The following is a 20,241-nucleotide window of genomic DNA, read 5'->3' on the forward strand; positions in this document are numbered from 1 at the left end:
CGATTGCGCACACCGAAGGTCAAGCCCGGACGGCGGGCGCGACGGAGTGCGGCAGGACGTCGCCGTCGGCGGGCCGCTCGACGACGACCTCGACGTCGTCGTCGAACCGGTACGGCCTGGCCAGCAGGAACCCGCCGAAATGCCGCCTCATCCTGGACATCTCCGCGCGGACGGTGACGGTGCGCCCGGCGTCGCCGAAGAGGTCGAGCGACAGTTCCGAGGCCGACCTCCCCTGACGATGGCGCGCGAGGACGTACAGCATCTCCGCGTGCCGTGGGCTCAGCCGATGCGACCAGGTGCCTGCCGCGCCCGAGACGCGCAGCGTGCTTTCCCGCGACGACCTCAGATCGAGCACGACCCGGGTCGGCGACGCGTCCTCCTCCTCGGTGAGCCGGACGAGCCAGCCGCCGGGCAGTGGCTCCAGCAGGCAGTTGCCGTACGTCGGCAGCCAGGTGCGGCCGGGGGCGGCGTCGTTCGGCAGCGCGATCCGGCCGACCGGGACGAGCCCCGCCGAGGCCGCGATCCAGCCGTGCGGGTCGGTGATGACCGCCCGGCCCTTCACCTTGGCGAGCAGGGGCGTGGCCAGGCCGCGTAACCGTTCGAGATCCGAGAGGTGCGTGGTGCGCAGATGCGCTTCGGCGAGCTTCGCGACCGCGTCGACCAGGGCGAGGGTGGACGGATGCACGGTGGAAGCCGGTCCCGAGAGGTCGACGGCGCCGAGCAGCCTGCCGTTCCTCGGATCGTGCAGTGGCGCGGCGGCGCAGGTCCAGTCGTGCTGGTTGCTGACGTAGTGCTCGGCCGAGTAGACCTGCACCGGATGCCTGGCGACCAGCGCCGTCCCGATGGCGTTGGTGCCCGTGGCGGGTTCGTGCCAGTCCGCCCCTTCGACGAAGCCGAGCCCGTCGGCGCGACGGCGGACCGCGGTGCTGCCGTCGCGCCAGAGCACCCGGCCGTCCGCGTCGACGACGACCATGATGTGCGCGGCCTGCTCGGCGAGGCCGATCAGACCGCCGCGAAGGGCGGGGAGGACGGTCGCGAGGCCGCTGCCCCGACGCCGGGCTTCCAGCTGTTCCGGGGCGAGCGGAGGAGTCGGCGAGCCGTGGTCCGGGTCCAGGCCCAGCCGCCGCATACGCTGCCAGGACGCGCCGATCACCGCACGTGGCCTGCCCGGGAGCGTGGTCCCGGCGAGCGCGGCCTCGCGCACTTCGGCGAGGGCACGCGCGTGCCGCCGCGGATCCGCACCGACCGGCAGCGCCGCCTCGAGCTGCACCTGGCCTACTCCTTCTGCTCTGTTCAGGCCAGTGTGCCCGCGTGCGCCGGGGAGCGGAAGGTCTCTGTGACCTGGGCTAGGGCAAGGGTGCGTCCGCCAGGCGGGGCGTGGGAAGGGCCGGCGTCGGTTTCCGGCCGAGCAGCAGGCCGGTCCGGGTGGCCTCGGCCATCACGGCGCGGACGTCGACGCACCACGGCCCGTCGGGTTTCAACTCGACGAAAGCGCTCTCTCCTGGTTTGAGCACGAAATGCGGCTGGCCGTCCAGCGCGATGGAGCCGCCGCCCGCGGCGAGATCGACGCGGACCCCGGCTTCCAGCACGCTCCAGCCGCGTACGCCCACCTCCCGCACCTCGCCGGGCGCGATCGGCGCCTGTACGACGTACGGCGTCTCGTCGACCGGTCCGAGCGAGACCGCGACACCGTCCACAGTGGACTTCGGGCTGGGACACAGCCGTCCTGGGATGCTCGACAGCCCGACCCCGTCCGGAACCGCGAAAGTGCAGTACAGCTCGGTCAGCGACGCGGGATCCCATCGGCTCTCCGAGCACACGCTGACGTCGATCAGCGCGATCTCGCGCCGGGCCTTCGTGACGACTTCGAGCACGGTGGCGCGGTTCGTGACCAGGTCCGTGTCCACCTGATGGGTGGCCACCAGCCCCGCGGCGAGCCCGGCGACGGCGGACTCGTCGGCACCCCCGGCGGGCAGCATCAGCAGCGGGACGTCGCCACAGGCGGCCGCCGCGGCCCGCATCATGGTCGCGTTGCCCAGGCAGATGAGCACGCTCGCACCCGCGTCCACCATCCGGCGGACGGTGCCGATGATCTTGCCCGCGTCGGTCCACACCATCACGCGGCCGACGCCGGCCACCCTCAGTGCCGAACGCAGGCTCTGGATGTCACGCTCCGAAGCGGGGTTCGCCACGATCCCCGCAACCGCTTCGCCCACATGTCCTCCGCTGCCGCGCCAAGTCCCTACAAGGAAACGACTTCCGGGCCACGAAAGAAAGAGTTGCACGAGGTTGCATCACAAAGCCACCGCGAGTTCGGCGAGCGCCACGGACACCCCGTGGAGGACTCGTGGTGTCCCCCAGGAGGGGATGTGCCCGGTCGTCGGCGTCGTTAGCGTCGAGCCATGGACTCGTACGGCGCCTCTCTGGGGTGGGCGCTCCTCACCGGCCGCGACGCCGATCTCGAACCGCCGTCGGCCTGGTGGCGCGGGCCGGCCTGGGTCAAGGCCGTCCTCGCCGGCTCCGCGCTCGCGGTACTGCTGGGCCTGACCTACGGCTCGTGGGCGCGCTATCTCGGCGGCGGCAGTGTGCCGCTGGTCTTCTTCCTGCTGATCCTGCAGATCACGCCGCCGTTGCTCGTCGTCCGCTTCCCGCTGACCGCCGTGCGGGTGGCCGCGGCGGGAATGATCAGCGCGATCATCGCGATCCTCTTCCCCGCCGACTACGCGCTGTTCGGCCCCACGCTGTCGGAATGGCCGTTGCAGGTACAGGTCCTGCCCTATCTGCCGGTGCTCGCGATGACGCTCGCCCGCACGAAACCCGGGCAGGGCATAGGGATTTCGATCATCGCGGTGGCACTCGCCGTCGCGGTCGGCATCGCCTGGATACCTCGGGCGGGTACGAAGACCCTGGTGTGGTCGTTGGTCGTGGTGGCCGTGACCATCGTGGCCGGCTACGGGATGCAGCAACGCCGCCGGGCGCTGGAGCAGGCCGACGCGGCCGAGCGCACGACGGTCGAGGAGCGGACGAAACGGGCCACCTTGCAGGAACGCGCGCTGATCGCCAGGGAGTTGCACGACATCATCGGCCATCATCTCTCGCTGATCGCGCTGCGGACCGACAGCGCGCGCTATCGCGTCCCGGACGTGTCCGAGGCCGCGGCCGAGGAGTTCCACGCCATCGGGGTCGCGGCCAGGGAAGCGCTCGACGAAGCCAGGCGGCTGGTCGGGGTGCTGCGCGACACCGACGCCGAACCGGAACACGAGCCGCAGCCCGGGCTCGCGGAGGTGCCGTCGCTGATCGACGGCTGCCGGGCGTCCGGGATCGAGATCCGGGCGGAGATCGACGATGGGGACGGCATTCCCGCCTTGGTCGAACTGGCCGCGTACCGGATCCTGCAGGAGGCGCTGAGCAACGCGGCCCGGCACAGTCCGGGGGCGGGAGTGGACGTCGTGGTGCGGCGAGAACCGGACGCGCTCACGATCCTCGTCGAAAACGGGGCGCCGTCGAGGCCCGCGGCACCAACGGCGGGCGACGGCACCGGCCTTGCCGGGATCGCCGAACGCGTTACGCTGATCGGCGGCACCTACGAGGCCGGGCCGCGGCCGGACGGCGGTTTCCGCGTGGCCGTCGAACTGGATCTCCCGAGGGTGAGTGACGCGTGACGACCGTCTTCATCGTCGACGACCAGGCCCTCGTGCGGGAAAGTTTCGCCAGCCTGCTGAACGCGCAGCCGGGGCTGGACGTGGTGGGCCAAGCCGGCGACGGAATCGAGGCGCTCGCGGGTATTTCCGCCTTGGCGACGCGACCGGACGTCGTCCTGATGGACATCCGGATGCCGGTCATGGACGGCATCGAAGCGACGAGGCGGTTGCTCGAAGGCGACGAGGCGAAGCCGAAGGTGATCGTCCTGACGACGTTCCATCTGGACGACTACGTCTACGAGGCACTGCGGGCGGGCGCGAGCGGATTCCTGTTGAAGGACGCGCCGTCCGCCGAGCTGATCAACGCCATCGAAGTGGTCGCCGCCGGCGAAGCGCTGCTCTCCCCCGCGGTCACGAAGCGGCTCATCGCGAACTTCGTGGCCACCGCTCCGGTTCCGCGGCCGTCCCCGGCGCGGTTCGACGTGCTCACCGAACGCGAGCGGGAAGTGCTGCGGCTGATCGCGAAAGGACGGTCCAATCCGGAGATCGCCGCGGATCTGGTGCTGTCGGCGCAGACCGTGAAGACGTATGTGGGCCGGATACTGGCGAAACTCGGGGTGCGGGACCGCGCTCAGGCGATCGTGCTCGCGTACGAGGCGGGACTCGTCTCCCCCGCGTGAAGAAGGGGCCCGGGAAAAGCAGCAGGGCCGCCTCCCCGAGGGGATGGCGGCCCTGCTTGGAAAACCTGGATCAGATCACGGTGACCGAGGTGGCCTGCGGACCCTTCGCGCCCTGCCCGATCTCGAACTCCACGCGGGCGTTCTCCTCGAGGGTACGGAAGCCGTTGCCCTTGATCTCGCTGTAGTGCACGAAGACGTCGCCGCCGCCGTTGTCGGGAGTGATGAAGCCGAACCCCTTCTCGGAGTTGAACCACTTCACAGTGCCCTGAGTCATAAAATCTCCATATGCAACACAAACAAACAGGAAGCCACGTCGGCAGCCCGGGTCATGACCAGACGGTTTGCTTCCCCGGAAACACGAGGAGACACTACGCCCGCTGAGTTCTGCGAGCGTGAACCAACACGAACACAAAAATCGAGACCTGGTGCAGTAAAGCACACCTCACGCAGGCCGACAAGCGCCATCACTCGGGTGTGCGCAGCCGCACTGCACCTTCGCCGACTGTACCCCTCCGACAGGAGGGGCGACCGGCCGGGCTATTCCCCGCTGGCCGCGCGCAGCGGCGCCTCGTTGCCGAACGGCGAGCGGCGCAACGCCTCCCGGTTCGTGGCCACGACGGCGATGTCGTGGGTCTCCGCGTCCGCGCTGAACAGCACCGGCACCACGCCGGAAACGGACTTGTCCTGTGGCTTCGCTTCGTCAGCCATGTTTTCTCCCAGTGTCAACACAACGCTCTAGGTACGTACTGCGTGCCAACAACCCCACCGGCCATTGCCCGGTCCATATCGGACTCTCGGTGTTGCCGCGATTGTGCCACGGCCGACCGACAAAATCCGGTGTCCGCGACCGAAAGTCGGCCGAGTCGTCACCTCGTTCCCACCCTTTGGGGCAGGTGAAGGCGGCACCACAAGGGTTTCTGTGTATCCCCTGAGAAAAAGTACCGCCCGGTAATCGGCGTGGCGGCCCCTACTGGCCGCCCTGTTGCTGCCTCGACGCGCCCAGCAGGCTCGTCAACCGGATGTCCGGCGTCACCACGTCCGGATCCGTGCGGATGTCGATCACACAAGGGCGTTGCCGCACCAGCGCGCTCGCGATGATCGGCTCCAGCTCTTCCCGATCGTCCACGGTGTACCCGGCGGCGCCGAGCCCGCGCGCCCACGACGCGAAGTCGGTGACGGGGACGGTGACCCCCGACAGCCTCCCGTGTTTGCGCGCCTGGTGCACGGCGAGCGGGCCGTGCAGTCCGTTCTGGAACACCAGGACGGTCACCGGTACCCGGTAGCGGACGGCGGTCTCGATCTCCTGCCCGGTCATCAGCGCGCCGCCGTCGCCCGCCATCGCGATCACCGTGCGGCGTGGTTCGGCGAGTTTCGCCGCGACCGCCGCGGGGACCGCGTAACCCATGGCCGCGTTGCTCGGCCCGAGCTGGCTGCGCGGCGCGGTGAAACACCAGTAGCGATGCATGAACTGGGCGAAGTTGCCCGCGTCGCTGGTCACGATCGCGTCTTCGGGCGCGAGCTTGCGCACCGCGCGGATGACGTCGGCGGGGTGGACGCGGGTGGCGCCGCTGGTGTCGGGCGGCGTCATGAAGGTGTGCACCGCCGCGTTCGCGGCCGACGCGCGCCGTTGCCGAGGCGAGGCGACATTGCGCAGTTCACGCAGGAAGGGTTCGACCTCGGAGTCGACCCGGAAGGTCAGGCCACCGCGGCGGGCGGGCTCGATCCCGGTGCCGACCAGCACCAGCGTCTGCGACGGCGTCGGGTAGCGGAAGGACTGGGTGGTGACCTCGTCGAGCTGCGTGCCCAGCGCGAGCACGAGGTCCGCGCGCTCCAGCGCGTCGAGCTGCCGCGCGGGGATGCCGATGCCGAGATGGCCGGCGTAGCGCGCGTGGTTCTCGGGGAAGGCGTCCTGACGGCGGAACGCGTTGTACACCGGCAGCGCGAGCTCGTCGGCGACGGCGATCAGCTCGTCGCGCGCCGCGCGGGCCCGGCCGCCGACGATCACCACCGGGTAGCGGGCCTCGTCGACCAGCTGCGCGACCGCCTCGGCGGTCCGGCCGAGCGCGCCGGTGGCCGGCGGCCGCACGGAGGCGACCGGTTTCGCCGAGTCGAACGGGACACCCCAGAAATCGGCGGGGACGGCGACGACGGTGGGGCCCGGCCGCCCCTCACGGCAGCGGGTCAGCGCCTCGACCAGCAGGCCGGGGACCTCGTCGGGGGATTCCGCACGCCCGGTCCACTTCGAGATCGGCTCGAACATCGCGGTCAGGTCCGCGGTGGGCAGCTCGCTCGTCGGGCCGGGATCCTGCGGCGGGTTCTCCAGGAGGACGACCATCGGGCTCTCGTCCTGGTACGCCGTGGAGACGCCGATCGCGAGGTTCGCCGCGTTCGGGCCGCGGCCGGCGAGCAGGACCGCGGGATGCTCGGTGAGCTTGCCTTCGGCCTCCGCCATGAAGGCGGCGCCGGAGTCGTGCCTCGCCGAGACGAAGGTGATCGAGCGCTCGCGTTGCAGCGCGTCGAGCAGATCCAGGAAGGACTCACCCACCACCGCGTACACGCGGTGGATCTGCGCCTCGGTCAGGATCCGCACGGCCGTCTGGGCGACGGACGCTCCCGGTTGGTATCTAATGAGAAGAGCTTAGGCGGGCGGTGATCGGTGCCGTCAAGCGATCTTCCGATTCCGGCAACCCCGGAGCGGCGGAATGTCCGATATTCGGAACGTGTTCGAGCAAGGGAGCACGAAAACGTGACCTCAGCCACCGCCGGACGTGAAACTGTTTTCACTTACGGGGCGCCTGCCTTGAAGTACGGCACCGGGTCGAGCGATGAGATCGGCTACGACCTCACCCAGTACGGCGCTCGCCGGGTGCTCGTCCTGACCGACGCGGGTGTCGCCGCGACGGGCTGGCCACAACGGATCGCCGAAGGCATCGAGACCTATGGCATCGAAGCCGTCGTCTTCGACGGCGTACATGTCGAGCCGACCGACGTCAGCATGCGGAAGGCCGTCGACTTCGCCCGGGGACAGGGCGAGTGGGACGCCTTCGTCGCCGTCGGTGGCGGGTCGGCCATCGACACCGCCAAGGCGGTGAACCTGTTGACCAGCAACGACGGCGACCTGATGGACTACGTCAACGCGCCGGTCGGCGGCGGCCGCGCCCCGAGCGCGCCGCTGAAACCGCTGGTCGCGGTGCCGACCACCACCGGGACGGGCTCCGAGAGCACCACGGTGTGCGTGCTGGACGTGTTGTCGCTGCGGGTGAAGAGCGGCATCAGCCATCTCCGGATGCGGCCGAGCCTCGCGGTGGTCGACCCGAGGCTCACGGTCTCGCAGCCGCCCGAGGTGACCGCCGCGAGCGGGATGGACATCCTTTGCCACGCCGCGGAAAGCTACACGGCCAAGCCGTACACCGAGTTCGACCGGAAGCGGCCGGAGGACCGGGTTCCTTACTGTGGTTCGAATCCGCTGGCCGACATGTTCGCCGAGCAGTCGCTGCGGTTGCTGTCGTGGGCGTTGCCCGCGGCCGTGCGCGACGGTTCCGACATGAAGGCGCGCGAGGCGATGGCGCTCGCGGCGACGTTCGCCGGGCTCGGTTTCGGCAACGCCGGGGTGCACATCCCGCACGCCAACGCGTATCCGATCGCCGGGCAGGTACGGGACTTCCATCCGTCCGGGTATCCGGGCGACGAAGCGATGGTGCCGCACGGGATGGCCGTCTCGCTGACCGCGCCCGCGGCGTTCCGGTTCACCTTCGACGCCGCGCCCGAACGGCACATCCGGGTGGCGCGGCTGCTCGCGCCGGATTACGAATGGCCGGGCGATCTGCGGGATCACCTGCCCGCGGTGCTCGGCCAGATCATGCGGGAGATCGGGATCCCCAACGGGATCGGCGCCGTCGGCTACACCGAGTCCGATGTGGACTCCCTGGTTTCCGGCACGGTGAAACAACAACGGCTGCTGGCGACGGCGCCGCGCGAGGCGTCCGAAGCCGACCTCGCCGTCATCCTGCGGGAATCGGTGACGCTGTGGTGAACGCCGAGTATCCGCACTGGCAGACGGTTCCGTTGCGGTGGAAGGACAACGACGTCTACGGACACGTCAACAACGTCGTCCACTATTCGGTGATGGACACCGTGATCAACACCTGGCTGATCGAACGCGGCCGACTCGACATCGAGACCGGTGAGGTCATCGGGTTGTGCGTGGAATCCCAATGCAAGTACCACGCTTCGGTGTCGTTCCCGGGAGAACTCGAAGTCGGCCTGCGGGTGGGCCATCTCGGCCGGTCCAGCGTCCGCTACGAGGTCGGGATGTATTCGAAGGAGACGGTGATCGCGGAAGGTCACTTCGTGCACGTCTTCGTCGATCGCGAATCCCGGCGCCCGGTCCCCGTCGAGGGTCTACTCAGGAGCGCGCTGGAAGAACTGCGCACTGGGCTGGGGTAGCCGCGGCGACCACGCGTGCATGAGCTGGGCGTAGCGCGTGGACCGGTCCATGAGTTCGAGGTGGGTGCCGAGGGCGGTTTCCTTGCCGTCCATCACCAGGACCCGGTCCGCGCGCAGCGCCGACGTCAGCCGGTGCGCGATCACCACCAGCACCCCGCCCCGCTCGGCGAACGCCCGTTCCGCGCGGGCTTCGGCGGGCGGGTCGAGGTGCGACGTCGCCTCGTCGAGGATGACGACGGTCGCGTCGCTCGCGTACACCCGGGCGAGCGCGATCAACTGCGCCTCACCGGCGGACAGCGTGCCGTGCCCGATCTCGCCGTCGAGCCCGCCCAGCCGCGTGACCAGCGGTTCCGCGCCGACGGCCCGCACCGCCGCCAGCAGTTCGCCGTCCATCGCGGTCTGCGCGAACAGGCCGACGTTGTCCCGCACGGTCCCCGCGAAGACGTACGCCTCCTGCGGGATCAGCGCGACCATCCGGTGCCGCAGCGCCGCCGGGACCTCCCGGACCGGAACCCCGCCGAGCAGCACCCGGCCGGCCTGCGGGGTGAGCATGCCGGTCAGGAGCCCGGCCAAGGTCGACTTGCCGATCCCGCTCGGCCCCACCACCGCGAGCCGCTCGCCGGGCCGCAGGTGCAGGTCGAGTCCGCGCACCACCGGTTGCGCGGCCGCGCCCCAGCTGAAGGTCAGGTCGCGCACGTAGATCGCGGTCCCGTCGGGTTCGGCCGTGCCGTCGGCCTCCGGCTCGGCCTCGGCGGTTTCGGCGAGCCGCCGCAGCGCGACGATCAGCCGCAGCACCACGGTGCTCGCGGTCGCGGCCAGCCCGCGCAACGCCGGCTGCATCGTCGTCGCCAGGTAGACCAGCGCGCCGAGCGCGGCACCGGCGGTGAGCACTCCGGCCTGGACCATGCCCGGCGCCACCAGCAACGCCAGGAGCAGCGGCACGAACCCGCCGGTCGCGATCACCACCGTCCGGGCCGCCCCGGACCGCGCCACCCGCACGGCTGCCTTGGCCTGCGTGTCGATGGCGTCGTAGAGCTCCAGCGCGGCCAAGGGTTCCGCGCCGCACGCGACGATGTCCCGCATACCGGACAACGACGCGCCCGCGACCTCGGCGGTCCGCTCGTCGGCCAGCGCGAGCGCGCGCTGACGCCGCGCCAGTGACGGGAGCAGGCAGGCGAACACGAGGACCGAGACCACCACCGGGATCGCGACGATCAACGCGAGCGAACCGGCGACGGTGAACAACCCGGCCAGCGCCGCCACCGTCGTCACGATCATCCCGCGCGCCTGCACCAGCAGTCCGGCCGTGGCGTCACGCACCACCTCGACGTGCTGGGTGATGCGGGCGACGCCGCTGGCGTCCGGCTGATTCCGCGGTGGCGCCGGATCGTGCAGGACCCCGCGCACGACGGCGGTCACCAGTGCGTCGCGCAACGGCTCGACGACCTTGCCGAGCTGATGCCACACCAGCCGCGAACCGAACGCGCCGATCACGGCGACCAGCCCGAAGACCGCGAGCCAACGCAGTCCGGTGCCTGGCCGATCCGCGGCAAACCCCTCGTCAACCGCGAGTTCGACCAGGCGACCGGACAAGAACGCGGGCGCGCTCTCCAGTACGGAGCAGGCCAGCAGCACCAGCCCGCCGCGCCACTGCCCGGCCAGCGCCGAGCGGTAGAGCCCCCAGACGCTCATTGCGTACCCTCGGTGAAGACCGCGCGATAAGCCGGAGTCCGCCACAGCTCGTCGTGGGCGCCGACAGCCCGGACGCGGCCGTCTTCCAGCCACACCACCGTGTCCGCCCGCGACGCGGTGGCCGCGCGATGCGTCACCACCACCCTGGTCCTGCCGGGCAGCGTGCGTTCGATCGCCTCCTCGACGGCGGCTTCGGTGACCGTGTCGAGACTGGCGGTGGCGTCGTCGAGGATGAGCACCCGCGGCGCGTGCGCGATCGCGCGCGCCAGCCCGATCCGCTGCGCCTCCCCGCCGGAGAGCGGGGTTTCCCTGAGCGGCGTCCGGTAGCCGTCCGGCAGCCGGACGATCAGGTCGTCGACCTGCGCGGACCGGCAGGCGGCGCGTACGGCGGCCTCCCCGGCCCACGAGCCGTAGCCGACGGCGTCGCCGATCGTCGCGCCGAGCAGCGCGGGCCGTTCGAAGGCGAACCCGACGACCGCGCGGAGCTCGTACGGCCGCAGCTTCTCCAGCGGACGGCCGTCGAGCGTCGCCGTCCCCTCGTCCGGGGTCAGCAGCCCACCGAGGACGTTGACCAGCGCGGACTTCCCCGAACCGGACCGCCCGACGACCGCGGTGAACCGGCCGCCCCGCACGAGCAGGTCGACGTCGCGCAACGCGCCCGCGACGGTGACGCCGCGCAGTTCGAGCGTGCCCCGTCCGGGGACGACGCCGAGGTCACCCGGTTCGGGGACCGGCGCCTCCAGCACCTCGGTGAGCCGCCGCGCACACGACCGCGCGCGGGAAAGTGTGGTGAGCAAGGGAATCTGCGTGATCAGGCCCATGCCGAGGGCGACGTAGCCGAGGGCCGCGAGGACCTGGCCGACGGTCAGCCTGCCTTCCAGCACGCCGAAACCGGCGGCGGCGAGCACCGCGAGCTCGACCGCGGGCAGCAGCAGACCGGACCGCCACACCATCCGGGCCTGCGTGCGCCACATCCCGCGGCCGGCGAGGCTCAGCTTCGGCAGCGGCCGCAGCACACGGTCGGCTTCGCGGTCGGCGGTGCCCGACGCGGCGATCGTGCGGAGCCCGGCGACGGCGTCGACCATCCTCGCCGCGAGCTCGCCGGACACCTCTTGATAGGTGAGGACGTCGTCGGCGGTGTTCTTCAGGTGGGTGCGCGCGAGCATCAGGCCGAACGGGATGCTGCCGAGGAAGACGAGCGCGAGCCGCCAGTCCATCAGCGCGAGCAGGACGACGGCCCCGCCGGAGATGAGGGTGGTCGACCCGAGCTGGACGACGACGGAGGCGACCAGTCCCGCGCCGGTGCAGTCACCGGTGAGCCTGCTGATCGCGTCACCGTCGGCGAAGGTCGATCGGGTGCCGAGCGCGAGATAGCGGTCGGCGAGCTTGCGGCGCAGCCAGGCCGTGGCGGACGCGGTCATCCGCGCGGTGAGGATGCCGCCGATCAGGCCGACGGCGATTTCGGTGACGCCGAGGACGATCAGCCAGGTGACCTCGGGCAGGCTGGGCCGTCCGGCGACGACGGCGTCGACCGCGGCGGCGAGCGCGCCGGGCAGGAGCAGCCCCGCCGCCGTCCCGGCGAGCGCGCTGAAGATCAGCGCGATCAGGCGGGGACGATCCAGTGCGGTCACCGTGACCAGCAACCGATCGGCGGAACCCGCCATCCCACTCCTCACACCGTGATCCCAACGAGATGAACCGGAAGGCAAAATGAAGACGCGGGAGCGGCGCACTTGGCCTGTGCCGCTCCCGCGCCTTCAGTGCTCAGCCGTGACTCAGTGGCAGGTCAGCAGGCTGACGGTGCTGTTCGCGCAGGAGGCCAGCAGGCTGAGGTTGCTCGCGCCGCCGTGGCTGCCACCGCCGCCACCTTCGAGAACCTCGGGGGCTTCCAGGGCCTGCAGGTCGAGAACCAGTTCCATGGTGTTCCCTTTCACTAGTTACCTCTTGGTCCGCCGTCCTCATCGGACGGCAGTTCGGGAGGACAGGAAAGGCAGCGCGGCCTTCCCGTCCAGGGTGGCGGCCAAGGCGAGCAGGACGCCCGCGCCGCCGGTGACGACGTCCATCGACAGCCGCAGCAGCTGGTTGCCGGGGAACGCCAGGCCGCCCTTGTACGGCACCGCGTACCAGGCCAGCCGGGAAAGATGCAGGTCGATGGCGTCACGGACGCGCTGGTCCGGTTCGGCGCCCATGGCCAGCGCGGTCATCAGCCCGCCCCTGCCGAACAGCAGCCCGGGGTGGATGACGAACTCGCCGCGGCACGCTTCACGCAGGCCGGGAAGGCTCTTCAACGCCTTCGCGTCGGGACGGTGCTTCGCCAGCTCCTCGGCGACCATGAGGATCCCGGCGCTGCCGACACCCACGTAGGGCAACGTCCGGGTCTCGCCGTCGCGGACCTGCAGCGAGCCGTCGTCGGACTCGACGCACTCCTCGATGTCCCGCTCCAGCGCCTGGTCGGCGAAGGACAGCCAGCCTTCTTCGCGGGTGCGTTCGAACAGCCGCACGAACAGCAGCGCCGGACCGGACCAGCCATTGAGCAGCCCTGCGCGGCCGAAGTCGCCAGGCGGGTCGGCGATCTCGAGCGCTTCGGCGAGCCGGACGGCGGTGGCGAGCGCCTGCCTGCCGAACTCGTTGTCCTTACGGGCAACCGCGAAATGCAGCTGAGTGAGCCCGATCCCGGACAGGCCGCCTTCCAGACCGTGGTCGGTGGTCTGGTCGACCAGCGTCGTCGACGCCGTCAAGAGCTTGGTGGCCTCTTCGCGGTAACCGAGCTCTTCGAGGACGTATGCGATCCCGTACGAGCCGTCGTAGAACCCCGGCCGTCCGGGCGGATCGCGGCGGATCGAGTCCAGCAGCCAGCGTTCGTGCGCGGGATGCCGCTCGCCGCTGACCGCCTTCAACGCGTGGAGGACGCCGGCCGCGCCGTAGCCGAAGCACGCTCCGCCGACACGGAACTGCTCGATGTCGCCGGGGAAGAGCCGGTCGGTGCGCTCGGGGGTCGCGCTGGCGAGGATCGCCTCGGTGATCTGCTTGCGGACCAGCGCCCAGTCCGGTCGTTCCTGGTCCAGCTCGGTGGCGCTCGTGAGCGGCGGCACGTTCCGGGGTGCGAGCTCCGCGACGATCGAGTCGGCGTAGCCCTCCGGGACGTCGAAGCGCTGCTGGACGAAGTCCGCGAGCCCGCGCAGTTTCGCCGGGGCGAGTTCGAGGAGCGTCGTGAGCGGCAGGAAGATCCACAGCTTCAGAACGGCGAGCGCGTACTCGTCGACCTCGAACCCGTTCCGGTCCCTCGGCGCGCGGAAGCCGGGCGCGCCGAGCGCGGGCCGGGTGCCGCTTTCGACGTCCGAAGCCATCTCGAAGTCGATCAGGGAGACCGCGTCGTCGTCCCCGTCCACGAGGATGTTCAGCGAGTGCAGGTCGCCGAAGACGATCCCGCGTTCGTGCACCTCGCCGACCATCGCCTCCACCCGGCGGACCAGCGCCAGCGCGCGTTCGGTGTACGCGGCGATGTCGGCCTCGGTGGTGTCGCGCCGGGTGAGCGGGTAGTTGCGGGCCAGCCAGTTGCCGAGCGAGACGCCGGGCATGTACTCCATCGCCAGGAAGTGGTGCTCCCAGACGGTGAAGCGGTCGTAGGCGGTGGGGATGCCATCGATGCCCTTCAGCCGCTCCAGCACCTCGTGCTCACGGCGGAGGCGTTCGACGGCGTCGACCTCGTCGCGGTCCAGGCCGGCGAACGGCCTGGCCTCCTTGAGGACCACTCGTTCGTCGTCGGCCTTCCGGTCGGCGAGGTACACGCCGCCGCCGTTGGAGAAGTGCAGAGAACTTTTCACCTGATAGGGGAACTGATCCGCTCCGCCGCTCTTGCGAGCTGCGAGATGAGGCGCGAGGAACTCCGGAATCGTCACCCAGTCGGGTACGGAGAAGGTCGGTTCGCGCTTGTCCGGGACCAGCGTCCCGTCCGGTTTGCGTATCGCGAGGACCCGCTTGCCGTCGAGTTCGACCCATTGCTCGGCGAATCCGCCGTAGCGGACGTAGAGCGGGCCGGCACCATACCGAAGATCACTGAGAATGTACGCCCCGGGCTCGCCGTCGAGCTTCGCCGACAACGCCGCGAGAACACGCTCCAGCTCGTTGTTGTCAGCCGGATAAAGAGTCAGTAACTTACCGCTTCCGTCACGCGGAGCGTATTTCGAATTCCTGGCCAGCAGGGTCGTCCGCGAACGCAGATGCTTGTACGACACGGCGTGCTCGACACAATGCTCGTGCACCTTCACGAGCACCCGCTCGGCGTTGCCCAGACCTGCCGACACGTGGATTTTCCAGCCCTGCAAGGGAAGGTTTCGAGCAACAGGGTGCAGCAACCGCCAAACTCCGCGCACTCCGGTGCGCCAGCCGTCCCCAGGAGCGGGCAACAGGGAGGCGAAATCGTCGGCGGCGTCCCCGGTTTCCCGCTGTTCATCGAAGAACAGTGGATCGGCGAAGCAATACGCTTCGTACCGGACGTCCATCGAGCGCCCCCTCCTTGGCACCAATCGGATGGGCCATGTGCACCATCGCGATGCAGAATATTCCACCCGCCGGACCCCGAACGGCCAATCCGCCATATCGGGGGTTCGGATGGGCTGTTCAGGGACGTGAATTCGAAAACTACCGAATGGTAGGGGTACCCAGCGTGAGATCAACTCGGATTCCAACCACCCGGTCGGTGTGTAACAGGAACGCACCGGTGCCGTAATCCCAGGTCGAGGCACCGAACGCAATAATGCGCAAGGAAATTGACAGTGCGCCAACCGGCCGCGTTTCGTGATCTATTCACCCGAGGTCTGGACCACTGCCGGGCCCGTGGCGCCCGCCACGCGGCCCACCGGTCGCCCGTCGGCGATGATCGGCCCGGAGGTACGTTGTCGCCGGTGGAGCGGGTAAGGAGGCCGACGTGATCACAGGGTTCGCGGTGACCGTCGCGATCTGCGCGACGCTGGTCGCGGTGTGGAGTTTCGTCCAGGCGGCGCGCAAGAAGTTGCCCGACAACGCACTGCTCGCCGGCCTCGCCGTGATCGAAGTACTCCTGGTGGCCCAGCTCGTGATCGGTGTCGTCCTGCTGATCGGCGGCGGCCGCCCCGGCAGCATGGCCACCTATCTCGCCTACCTGATCGGCTGCCTGGTCGTGCTTCCGCTCGGGACGTTCTGGGCGCTGGCCGAGCGCACCCGGGCGAGCACCGCGATCCTCGGCATCGCGTGCCTCGCCATCCCGGTGATGGTGCTCCGGCTGCACGAGGTGTGGGCGGGCGCCAGTGCCTGAAGAAACCGAGGAGAAGACGGTGGACACCGCGACGGACAAGGCCTCCGGCCCGGGACGGATCCTGGTCGCCGTGTACGCGATCTTCGCGCTGGCGGCGACCTCGCGCGCCGCCGTGCAGATCAGCACCAAGTTCCACGAAGCCCCGCTGGCCTACGCCCTCTCCGCGTTCGCGGCCGTGGTCTATCTGCTGGCCACCGTGGCGCTGGCCCGCCGCGGCGCGGGCTGGTGGCGGATCGCGCTGATCGCCTGCGGCGTCGAACTGCTCGGCGTGCTGACCGTCGGCACGTTCAGCCTTTTCGACCGCGAGGCCTTCCCCCACGCCACCGTGTGGTCGGTGTACGGGCAGGGCTACCTCTTCATCCCGCTGGTGCTGCCGGTGATCGGGTTGTTCTGGTTGCGGCGGACGAAGCCCTGACGGCGAGCGTGCCGCTCACTTCTCGAAGCAGCCTTTTTCGTTGAGCGGGCCGAACGTCGGCAGGACCAGCCCGCACAGGTAGCCGTCGATCCAGCGGCCGTTGCCCGCGACGTTGGTGAGCACCCGGATCGCCGGCGCGAACGCGGCGATCCCCTTGGCCAGCGAATCCTGATTGCGCTGGAGCATCGACGTCAGCCGGTCGAGTTGTTCGAGCACCGGCCCCAGCTGCCCGTCGTTGTCGGCGATGATGCCGTCGAGCGCGGTCGCGAGCCGTTTCGAGCCGTCGAGCAGGTCCTTGATCGCCTGCTGCCGGGTGGAGATCGCGCGCAGCAGCGCGTTGCCGTCCTGGATCAGCCGCTGGGCCTCGGTGTCGCGGTCGACGAGGGTCTGCGAGACCTGCCGCGTGTTCGCGACAAGCGTCCGGAGCTGCCGATCCCGGGAAGCGATGGTGCCGGAGAGCTTCGTGATCCCGTCGAGCGCGGAGCGGACGTCGGCGGGCGTATCGGCGAAAGTCGCCGAAATCGTGTCGAAGCTTCTCGCCAGTTGGCCGACGTCGATGGCGTCGACGGTTTTCGACAAATCCCGAAACGCTTCAAGGACGTCATACGGCGCGGTGGTCCGCCGCAGCGGGATCGGGTCTCCGGGGTCGAGGATCGCTTCGCCACGCGGGTCGAGCGCCAAATACTTCTGTCCCAGGACGTTCTTGATCTGGATGGACGCGCTCGTGGCGTCGCCGACCCAGGCGTCCTTCACCTGGAAGGAGACGAGCACGCGATCGCCTTCGAGGTCGATTTCGGAAACCTTGCCGACCTTCACCCCGGCGATCCGGACGTCGTTGTCGGCGCGCAGTCCGCCCGCGTCGGAGAATTCGGCGGAATACGTCGTGCCGCCGCCGATCACCGGCAAAGCGTCGGCGTTGAGCGCCGCCGCCATGCCGAGGGCCATCGTGGTGAGCCCGGCGAGCGCCACCTTGACCGGATCCACCGCGCCGAAGGACCTCATCGTCTCACCTCGCAGGTCACGAGCGGCAAAGCTTAGGGGCCACTCTTGCCCATCGCCAGGCGAAACGTTGCACCGATCGGGTGGCAACGTCTGTCCATTGTAGACACTAGGGGACGTCGAGCCGGACTTCGTAATGGAGCGTCTTGTACTTCTTCAGCCGGTGGAAGAGCGGGACGAGGAAGCCGTGCAAGAGCCGATGTTTCCTCGCCAGGAGGGTGGCCGCGTGCCGCGCCTCGGCGCCGTCGAGCAGGCGGACCCGCGCGTTCACGGGCTCCCCGGTCGGGACGCCGCGGAACGTCGACGGGGCGATCTCGACCCGCGGATCGTTGCGCATCCGCTTGGCCTTCCACGCCGCGTCATACGTCCGGATGTACGCGTGATCGCCTTCGACGGCGATGTTGATCGGCGTCCCGATGGGTGTCCCGTCCCGTTTGAAGGTCTTCAGCAAGATCGTCTTCTGGGCGGTGAATTCGGTGAGCTGCTTAGTCATGTCATGAGGACGAAGCCGCCACGCGAAACGTGACGGGCTACCGCCAGAGCTCGTTCGCGGTCCCCCGCGCGACGTGCTCCTCGTAGACCTCGACCTTCCGGCTGATCAGTTCCAGGCAGTCGGCCAGCTCGGCGATCCGGTCGCGGACGGTGTTCTGGTGTTCCCGCAGCAGTTCGAGCCGCTTTTCCTCGTTTCCCGGCCCTTGGCGGACGAGTTCGGCGAATTCGCGGATGACGGCGAGCGGCATTCCGGACGCCCGGAACTTCGTGCAGTTCAGCAGCCAGTCGACGTCGTGTTCGGTGTACACGCGGCGCCCGTTCGCGTCCCGTTTCACCGGTGCCGCGAGCAGCCCTTCCTTCTCGTAGAAACGAAGCGCGTGGACGCTGAGGCCCGTCCGCTCGGTGACCTGGCCGATCGCGAGTTCCGTCACCGGACCGACGATAGCGCCTTGACCTAGAGAGCCCTCTAGCTCTTAGCGTCCGCCTCATGACCACCGCACAGCACAAGATCGGCTCCGGCTTCGGCGCGCGCAGCACCGCCGAAGAAGTACTGAACGGCATCGACCTCTCCGGCAGGCTCGCCCTCGTCACCGGCGGCTATTCGGGACTGGGCCTGGAAACCACGCGAGCACTGGCGAACGCCGGCGCGCACGTGGTCGTCCCCGCGCGCCGTCCGGCCGACGCCGAGGCCGCCCTCGCCGGGATCCCTGGCACCGAGGTCGGCGAGCTCGACCTGGCCGACTTGGCGAGCGTCGAGGCCTTCGCCGGCCGCTTCCTCGGCACCGGCCGCCCGATCGACATCCTGATCGCGAGCGCCGGGATCATGGCCGCGCCGGAACGGCGGGTCGGCCCCGGCTGGGAGTCGCATTTCGCGATCTGCCACCTCGGTCACCACGCCCTGGTGAACCGGCTTTGGCCCGCGCTGAAGGCCGGCGGCGGCGCCCGCGTCGTCACGGTGGCCTCGTCCGGCCATCACTCGTCGCCGATGCGCTGGGACGACGTCCAGTTCGAGCGCGGCTACGACCGCTGGCTCGCCTACGGCCAGGCCAAGACGGCGAACGTGCTGTTCGCCGTGCACCTGGACAAGCTCGGCACCGAACACGGGATCCGCGCGTTCAGCCTGCATCCGGGCGCCATCCTCACTCCCCTCCAGCGGCATCTGCGGCCGGAGGAGATGGTCGAGCGCGGCTGGATCGACGAGCACGGGAACCAGGCCGACCCGGAGTTCAAATCGCCGGAGCAGGGCGCGGCCACCCAGGTCTGGGCGGCGACGTCGCCGCGGCTCGACGGGATGGGCGGGCTCTACTGCGAGGACTGCGACGTCGCCGAGATCGCCGCTGAGGAGGGCGAGTGGGTCGGCGTGCGCCCGTACGCGATCGACGCCGGTGAGGCCGAGCGGCTGTGGAAGTTCTCCGCCGGCCTCACCGGGGTCCCCCTCGGCTAGTTCCAGAATTTGATCTCCGGGTTGTCCGCCACCGGCCCGTCGAGCAACGGCTGGTGCCCACCGCGCAGGTTCGCGTCGAAGAACGCCGAGACGTACGCCCTGGTCAGCTGCATTCCGCGCTCGCCACCGAGCAGGCCGGGCTTGGTCAGGCCGAGCTGTTCACCGAGGACGCCGACATCGGTGAAGGACGCGTGCCCGGCCGTCGCGACGCTGATCCAGCGCTTCCAGCCGGTGAGGTTCGGCCAGCTGCCCGCCCAGGTCGTGTCCGGGCCGGCCGGGGTGTACTCGCTTTCGCGGCCGAGCAGCAGGAACGGCCGGTCGATACCGGACGCGGGGATCGGCGACCACAGCCTGCCGTCCATGTCGACGCCCGCCCGGATCCGCTGGTCGTCGACCATCGCGGTCGGCGCGCTGTAACCGCCGATGGAATGGCCCGCCATCCCGATCCGCGTCCGGTCGATCAGCCGGGCCCAGCGCGAGGAAGGCTTGGTCAGGGTGTCGAGCACGAAGGAGACGTCCGCGGAGCGGATCGGCGGGAGCAACGTGGAGTCGGATCCGCAGGCGGCGCATTCGGTGACGTGCCCGTCGGGGAAGGCGGTGCCGTGGGACTCGTAGTTGTGGCCGATCAGCGCGACCACGAAACCCTTGCTCGCCAGGTCTTCCGCCAGGCCGGTGAGTGTGGTGCGCGGTTTGCCGAATCCCGGCGACAGGACGACGAGCGCGTGCCTCCCCGGCAGCGGCGGGGCGTCGACCCTGGCGCTGGTCCGGAGCCCGGAGAGCAGCCCGGGGTCGACGTCGGGCAGGCCCGATTCGGTCAGGAACGCCTTCGCCTCGGCCGAGGTGAGGTAGGGCCGTTTCGCGCCGAACGGCACCAGCGCGGGGTAGAACATCGACACCATCAGCTCGCGCGGCCCGGTCGGCACCCAGGGGTCCTTGCGCGAAGAGTCGATCAGATGCAGATCGCTGGAGCCGACGGGATGCGAGCCGGTCGGCGGCGGCAACTTCAGTCGTGGAGCCGCCGCGGCCGGGCTCGCCAAGGACACCATGCCGGCGAGGGCGACCAGCGCGACGAGAAGCCTTCTCATGAGGATTCCGTTTCTGTCGGGGATCTTCCTGCGTCCAGCCTGGGACCCGCCGTC

The 20,241-nt window shown here is 69.9% G+C and carries 20 protein-coding genes; 7 read left to right on the forward strand and 13 right to left on the reverse strand.

What is annotated here, in order from left to right:
* Positions 1–19: 19 nt before the first annotated feature.
* Together AJAP_RS37245 and AJAP_RS37250 are read right to left on the reverse strand one after the other, a co-directional pair.
* Positions 20–1,270: a GAF domain-containing protein gene (locus AJAP_RS37245; protein ID WP_174492073.1), complete on the reverse strand. Its 1,251-nt coding sequence runs from the start codon at positions 1,268–1,270 to the stop codon at positions 20–22.
* 76 nt (positions 1,271–1,346) lie between these two features.
* Positions 1,347–2,216, reverse strand: a complete 870-nt coding sequence (locus tag AJAP_RS37250; protein ID WP_051972704.1) for an ATP-NAD kinase — start codon at positions 2,214–2,216, stop codon at positions 1,347–1,349.
* A gap of 186 nt (positions 2,217–2,402) precedes the next feature.
* Between AJAP_RS37250 and AJAP_RS37255 the strand changes: the two genes are divergently transcribed.
* The gene (locus tag AJAP_RS37255; protein WP_051972705.1) at positions 2,403–3,662 is read left to right on the forward strand and encodes a sensor histidine kinase; all 1,260 of its coding nucleotides are present in this window, start codon (positions 2,403–2,405) and stop codon (positions 3,660–3,662) included.
* On the forward strand, positions 3,659–4,321 hold the full coding sequence (locus AJAP_RS37260) for a response regulator (RefSeq protein WP_038520330.1): 663 nt from the start codon (positions 3,659–3,661) through the stop codon (positions 4,319–4,321). Before AJAP_RS37255 ends, AJAP_RS37260 begins: the two co-directional genes overlap by 4 nt.
* A 70-nt stretch (positions 4,322–4,391) precedes the next feature.
* Here AJAP_RS37260 and AJAP_RS37265 read toward each other — a convergent pair whose 3' ends face one another.
* From AJAP_RS37265 to AJAP_RS37270, 3 genes are all read right to left on the reverse strand, one after another.
* Positions 4,392–4,595, reverse strand: coding sequence for a cold-shock protein (locus AJAP_RS37265; RefSeq protein WP_005163378.1), 204 nt, complete (start codon positions 4,593–4,595; stop codon positions 4,392–4,394).
* Between the two features lie 263 nt (positions 4,596–4,858).
* Positions 4,859–5,029, reverse strand: a complete 171-nt coding sequence (locus AJAP_RS44470; protein ID WP_162836881.1) for a hypothetical protein — start codon at positions 5,027–5,029, stop codon at positions 4,859–4,861.
* A gap of 259 nt (positions 5,030–5,288) precedes the next feature.
* Positions 5,289–6,950, reverse strand: a complete 1,662-nt coding sequence (locus AJAP_RS37270; protein ID WP_255355312.1) for a thiamine pyrophosphate-binding protein — start codon at positions 6,948–6,950, stop codon at positions 5,289–5,291.
* A gap of 171 nt (positions 6,951–7,121) precedes the next feature.
* Here AJAP_RS37270 and AJAP_RS37275 point away from each other — a divergent pair, with 171 nt between their 5' ends.
* Entirely contained in the window at positions 7,122–8,354 is a 1,233-nt protein-coding gene (locus AJAP_RS37275) for a hydroxyacid-oxoacid transhydrogenase (protein WP_038520332.1), read from the forward strand.
* On the forward strand, positions 8,348–8,767 hold the full coding sequence (locus AJAP_RS37280) for an acyl-CoA thioesterase (RefSeq protein WP_073846133.1): 420 nt from the start codon (positions 8,348–8,350) through the stop codon (positions 8,765–8,767). The genes AJAP_RS37275 and AJAP_RS37280 overlap by 7 nt, the downstream gene beginning before the upstream one ends.
* On the opposite strand, the gene AJAP_RS37285 is transcribed toward AJAP_RS37280, so the two are convergent.
* The 4 genes from AJAP_RS37285 to lanKC form a co-directional block, all read right to left on the reverse strand.
* The gene (locus tag AJAP_RS37285) at positions 8,723–10,459 is read right to left on the reverse strand and encodes an ABC transporter ATP-binding protein (protein WP_038520334.1); all 1,737 of its coding nucleotides are present in this window, start codon (positions 10,457–10,459) and stop codon (positions 8,723–8,725) included. The genes AJAP_RS37280 and AJAP_RS37285 overlap by 45 nt on opposite strands.
* Positions 10,456–12,123, reverse strand: coding sequence for an ABC transporter ATP-binding protein (locus AJAP_RS37290; RefSeq protein WP_038520335.1), 1,668 nt, complete (start codon positions 12,121–12,123; stop codon positions 10,456–10,458). The genes AJAP_RS37285 and AJAP_RS37290 overlap by 4 nt, the downstream gene beginning before the upstream one ends.
* Positions 12,124–12,234: 111 nt before the next feature.
* A complete protein-coding gene (locus AJAP_RS43890) occupies positions 12,235–12,378 on the reverse strand; it encodes a SapB/AmfS family lanthipeptide (RefSeq protein ID WP_123798255.1) in 144 nt (47 codons plus the stop codon).
* A 39-nt stretch (positions 12,379–12,417) separates the two neighbouring features.
* On the reverse strand, positions 12,418–14,961 hold the full coding sequence (gene lanKC / locus AJAP_RS37295; protein WP_038520337.1) for a class III lanthionine synthetase LanKC: 2,544 nt from the start codon (positions 14,959–14,961) through the stop codon (positions 12,418–12,420).
* Positions 14,962–15,386: 425 nt separating this feature from the next.
* On the opposite strand from lanKC, the gene AJAP_RS37300 reads away from it, so the two are divergent.
* Both AJAP_RS37300 and AJAP_RS37305 read left to right on the forward strand, forming a co-directional pair.
* The gene (locus tag AJAP_RS37300; protein ID WP_037333184.1) at positions 15,387–15,752 is read left to right on the forward strand and encodes a hypothetical protein; all 366 of its coding nucleotides are present in this window, start codon (positions 15,387–15,389) and stop codon (positions 15,750–15,752) included.
* Positions 15,745–16,167 (forward strand): hypothetical protein, encoded by a 423-nt coding sequence (locus AJAP_RS37305; RefSeq protein ID WP_174492075.1) that lies wholly within the window; start codon positions 15,745–15,747, stop codon positions 16,165–16,167. Before AJAP_RS37300 ends, AJAP_RS37305 begins: the two co-directional genes overlap by 8 nt.
* Positions 16,168–16,182: 15 nt before the next feature.
* Here AJAP_RS37305 and AJAP_RS37310 read toward each other — a convergent pair whose 3' ends face one another.
* The 3 genes from AJAP_RS37310 to AJAP_RS37320 form a co-directional block, all read right to left on the reverse strand.
* On the reverse strand, positions 16,183–17,169 hold the full coding sequence (locus tag AJAP_RS37310) for an MCE family protein (protein ID WP_038520339.1): 987 nt from the start codon (positions 17,167–17,169) through the stop codon (positions 16,183–16,185).
* Between the two features lie 106 nt (positions 17,170–17,275).
* A complete protein-coding gene (locus AJAP_RS37315; RefSeq protein WP_037333189.1) occupies positions 17,276–17,659 on the reverse strand; it encodes a PPOX class F420-dependent oxidoreductase in 384 nt (127 codons plus the stop codon).
* Between the two features lie 37 nt (positions 17,660–17,696).
* A complete protein-coding gene (locus AJAP_RS37320) occupies positions 17,697–18,089 on the reverse strand; it encodes a MerR family transcriptional regulator (RefSeq protein ID WP_038520341.1) in 393 nt (130 codons plus the stop codon).
* A gap of 56 nt (positions 18,090–18,145) precedes the next feature.
* On the opposite strand from AJAP_RS37320, the gene AJAP_RS37325 reads away from it, so the two are divergent.
* Complete coding sequence (locus AJAP_RS37325) at positions 18,146–19,102, forward strand: SDR family NAD(P)-dependent oxidoreductase (protein WP_038520343.1); 957 nt, start codon at positions 18,146–18,148, stop codon at positions 19,100–19,102.
* Here AJAP_RS37325 and AJAP_RS37330 read toward each other — a convergent pair.
* On the reverse strand, positions 19,099–20,187 hold the full coding sequence (locus AJAP_RS37330) for an alpha/beta hydrolase family protein (protein WP_038520345.1): 1,089 nt from the start codon (positions 20,185–20,187) through the stop codon (positions 19,099–19,101). The genes AJAP_RS37325 and AJAP_RS37330 overlap by 4 nt on opposite strands.
* Positions 20,188–20,241 lie beyond the last annotated feature (54 nt).

Origin of the sequence: Amycolatopsis japonica, assembly GCF_000732925.1 — a bacterium.
GTDB classification, from domain to species: Bacteria; Actinomycetota; Actinomycetes; order Mycobacteriales; family Pseudonocardiaceae; genus Amycolatopsis; species Amycolatopsis japonica.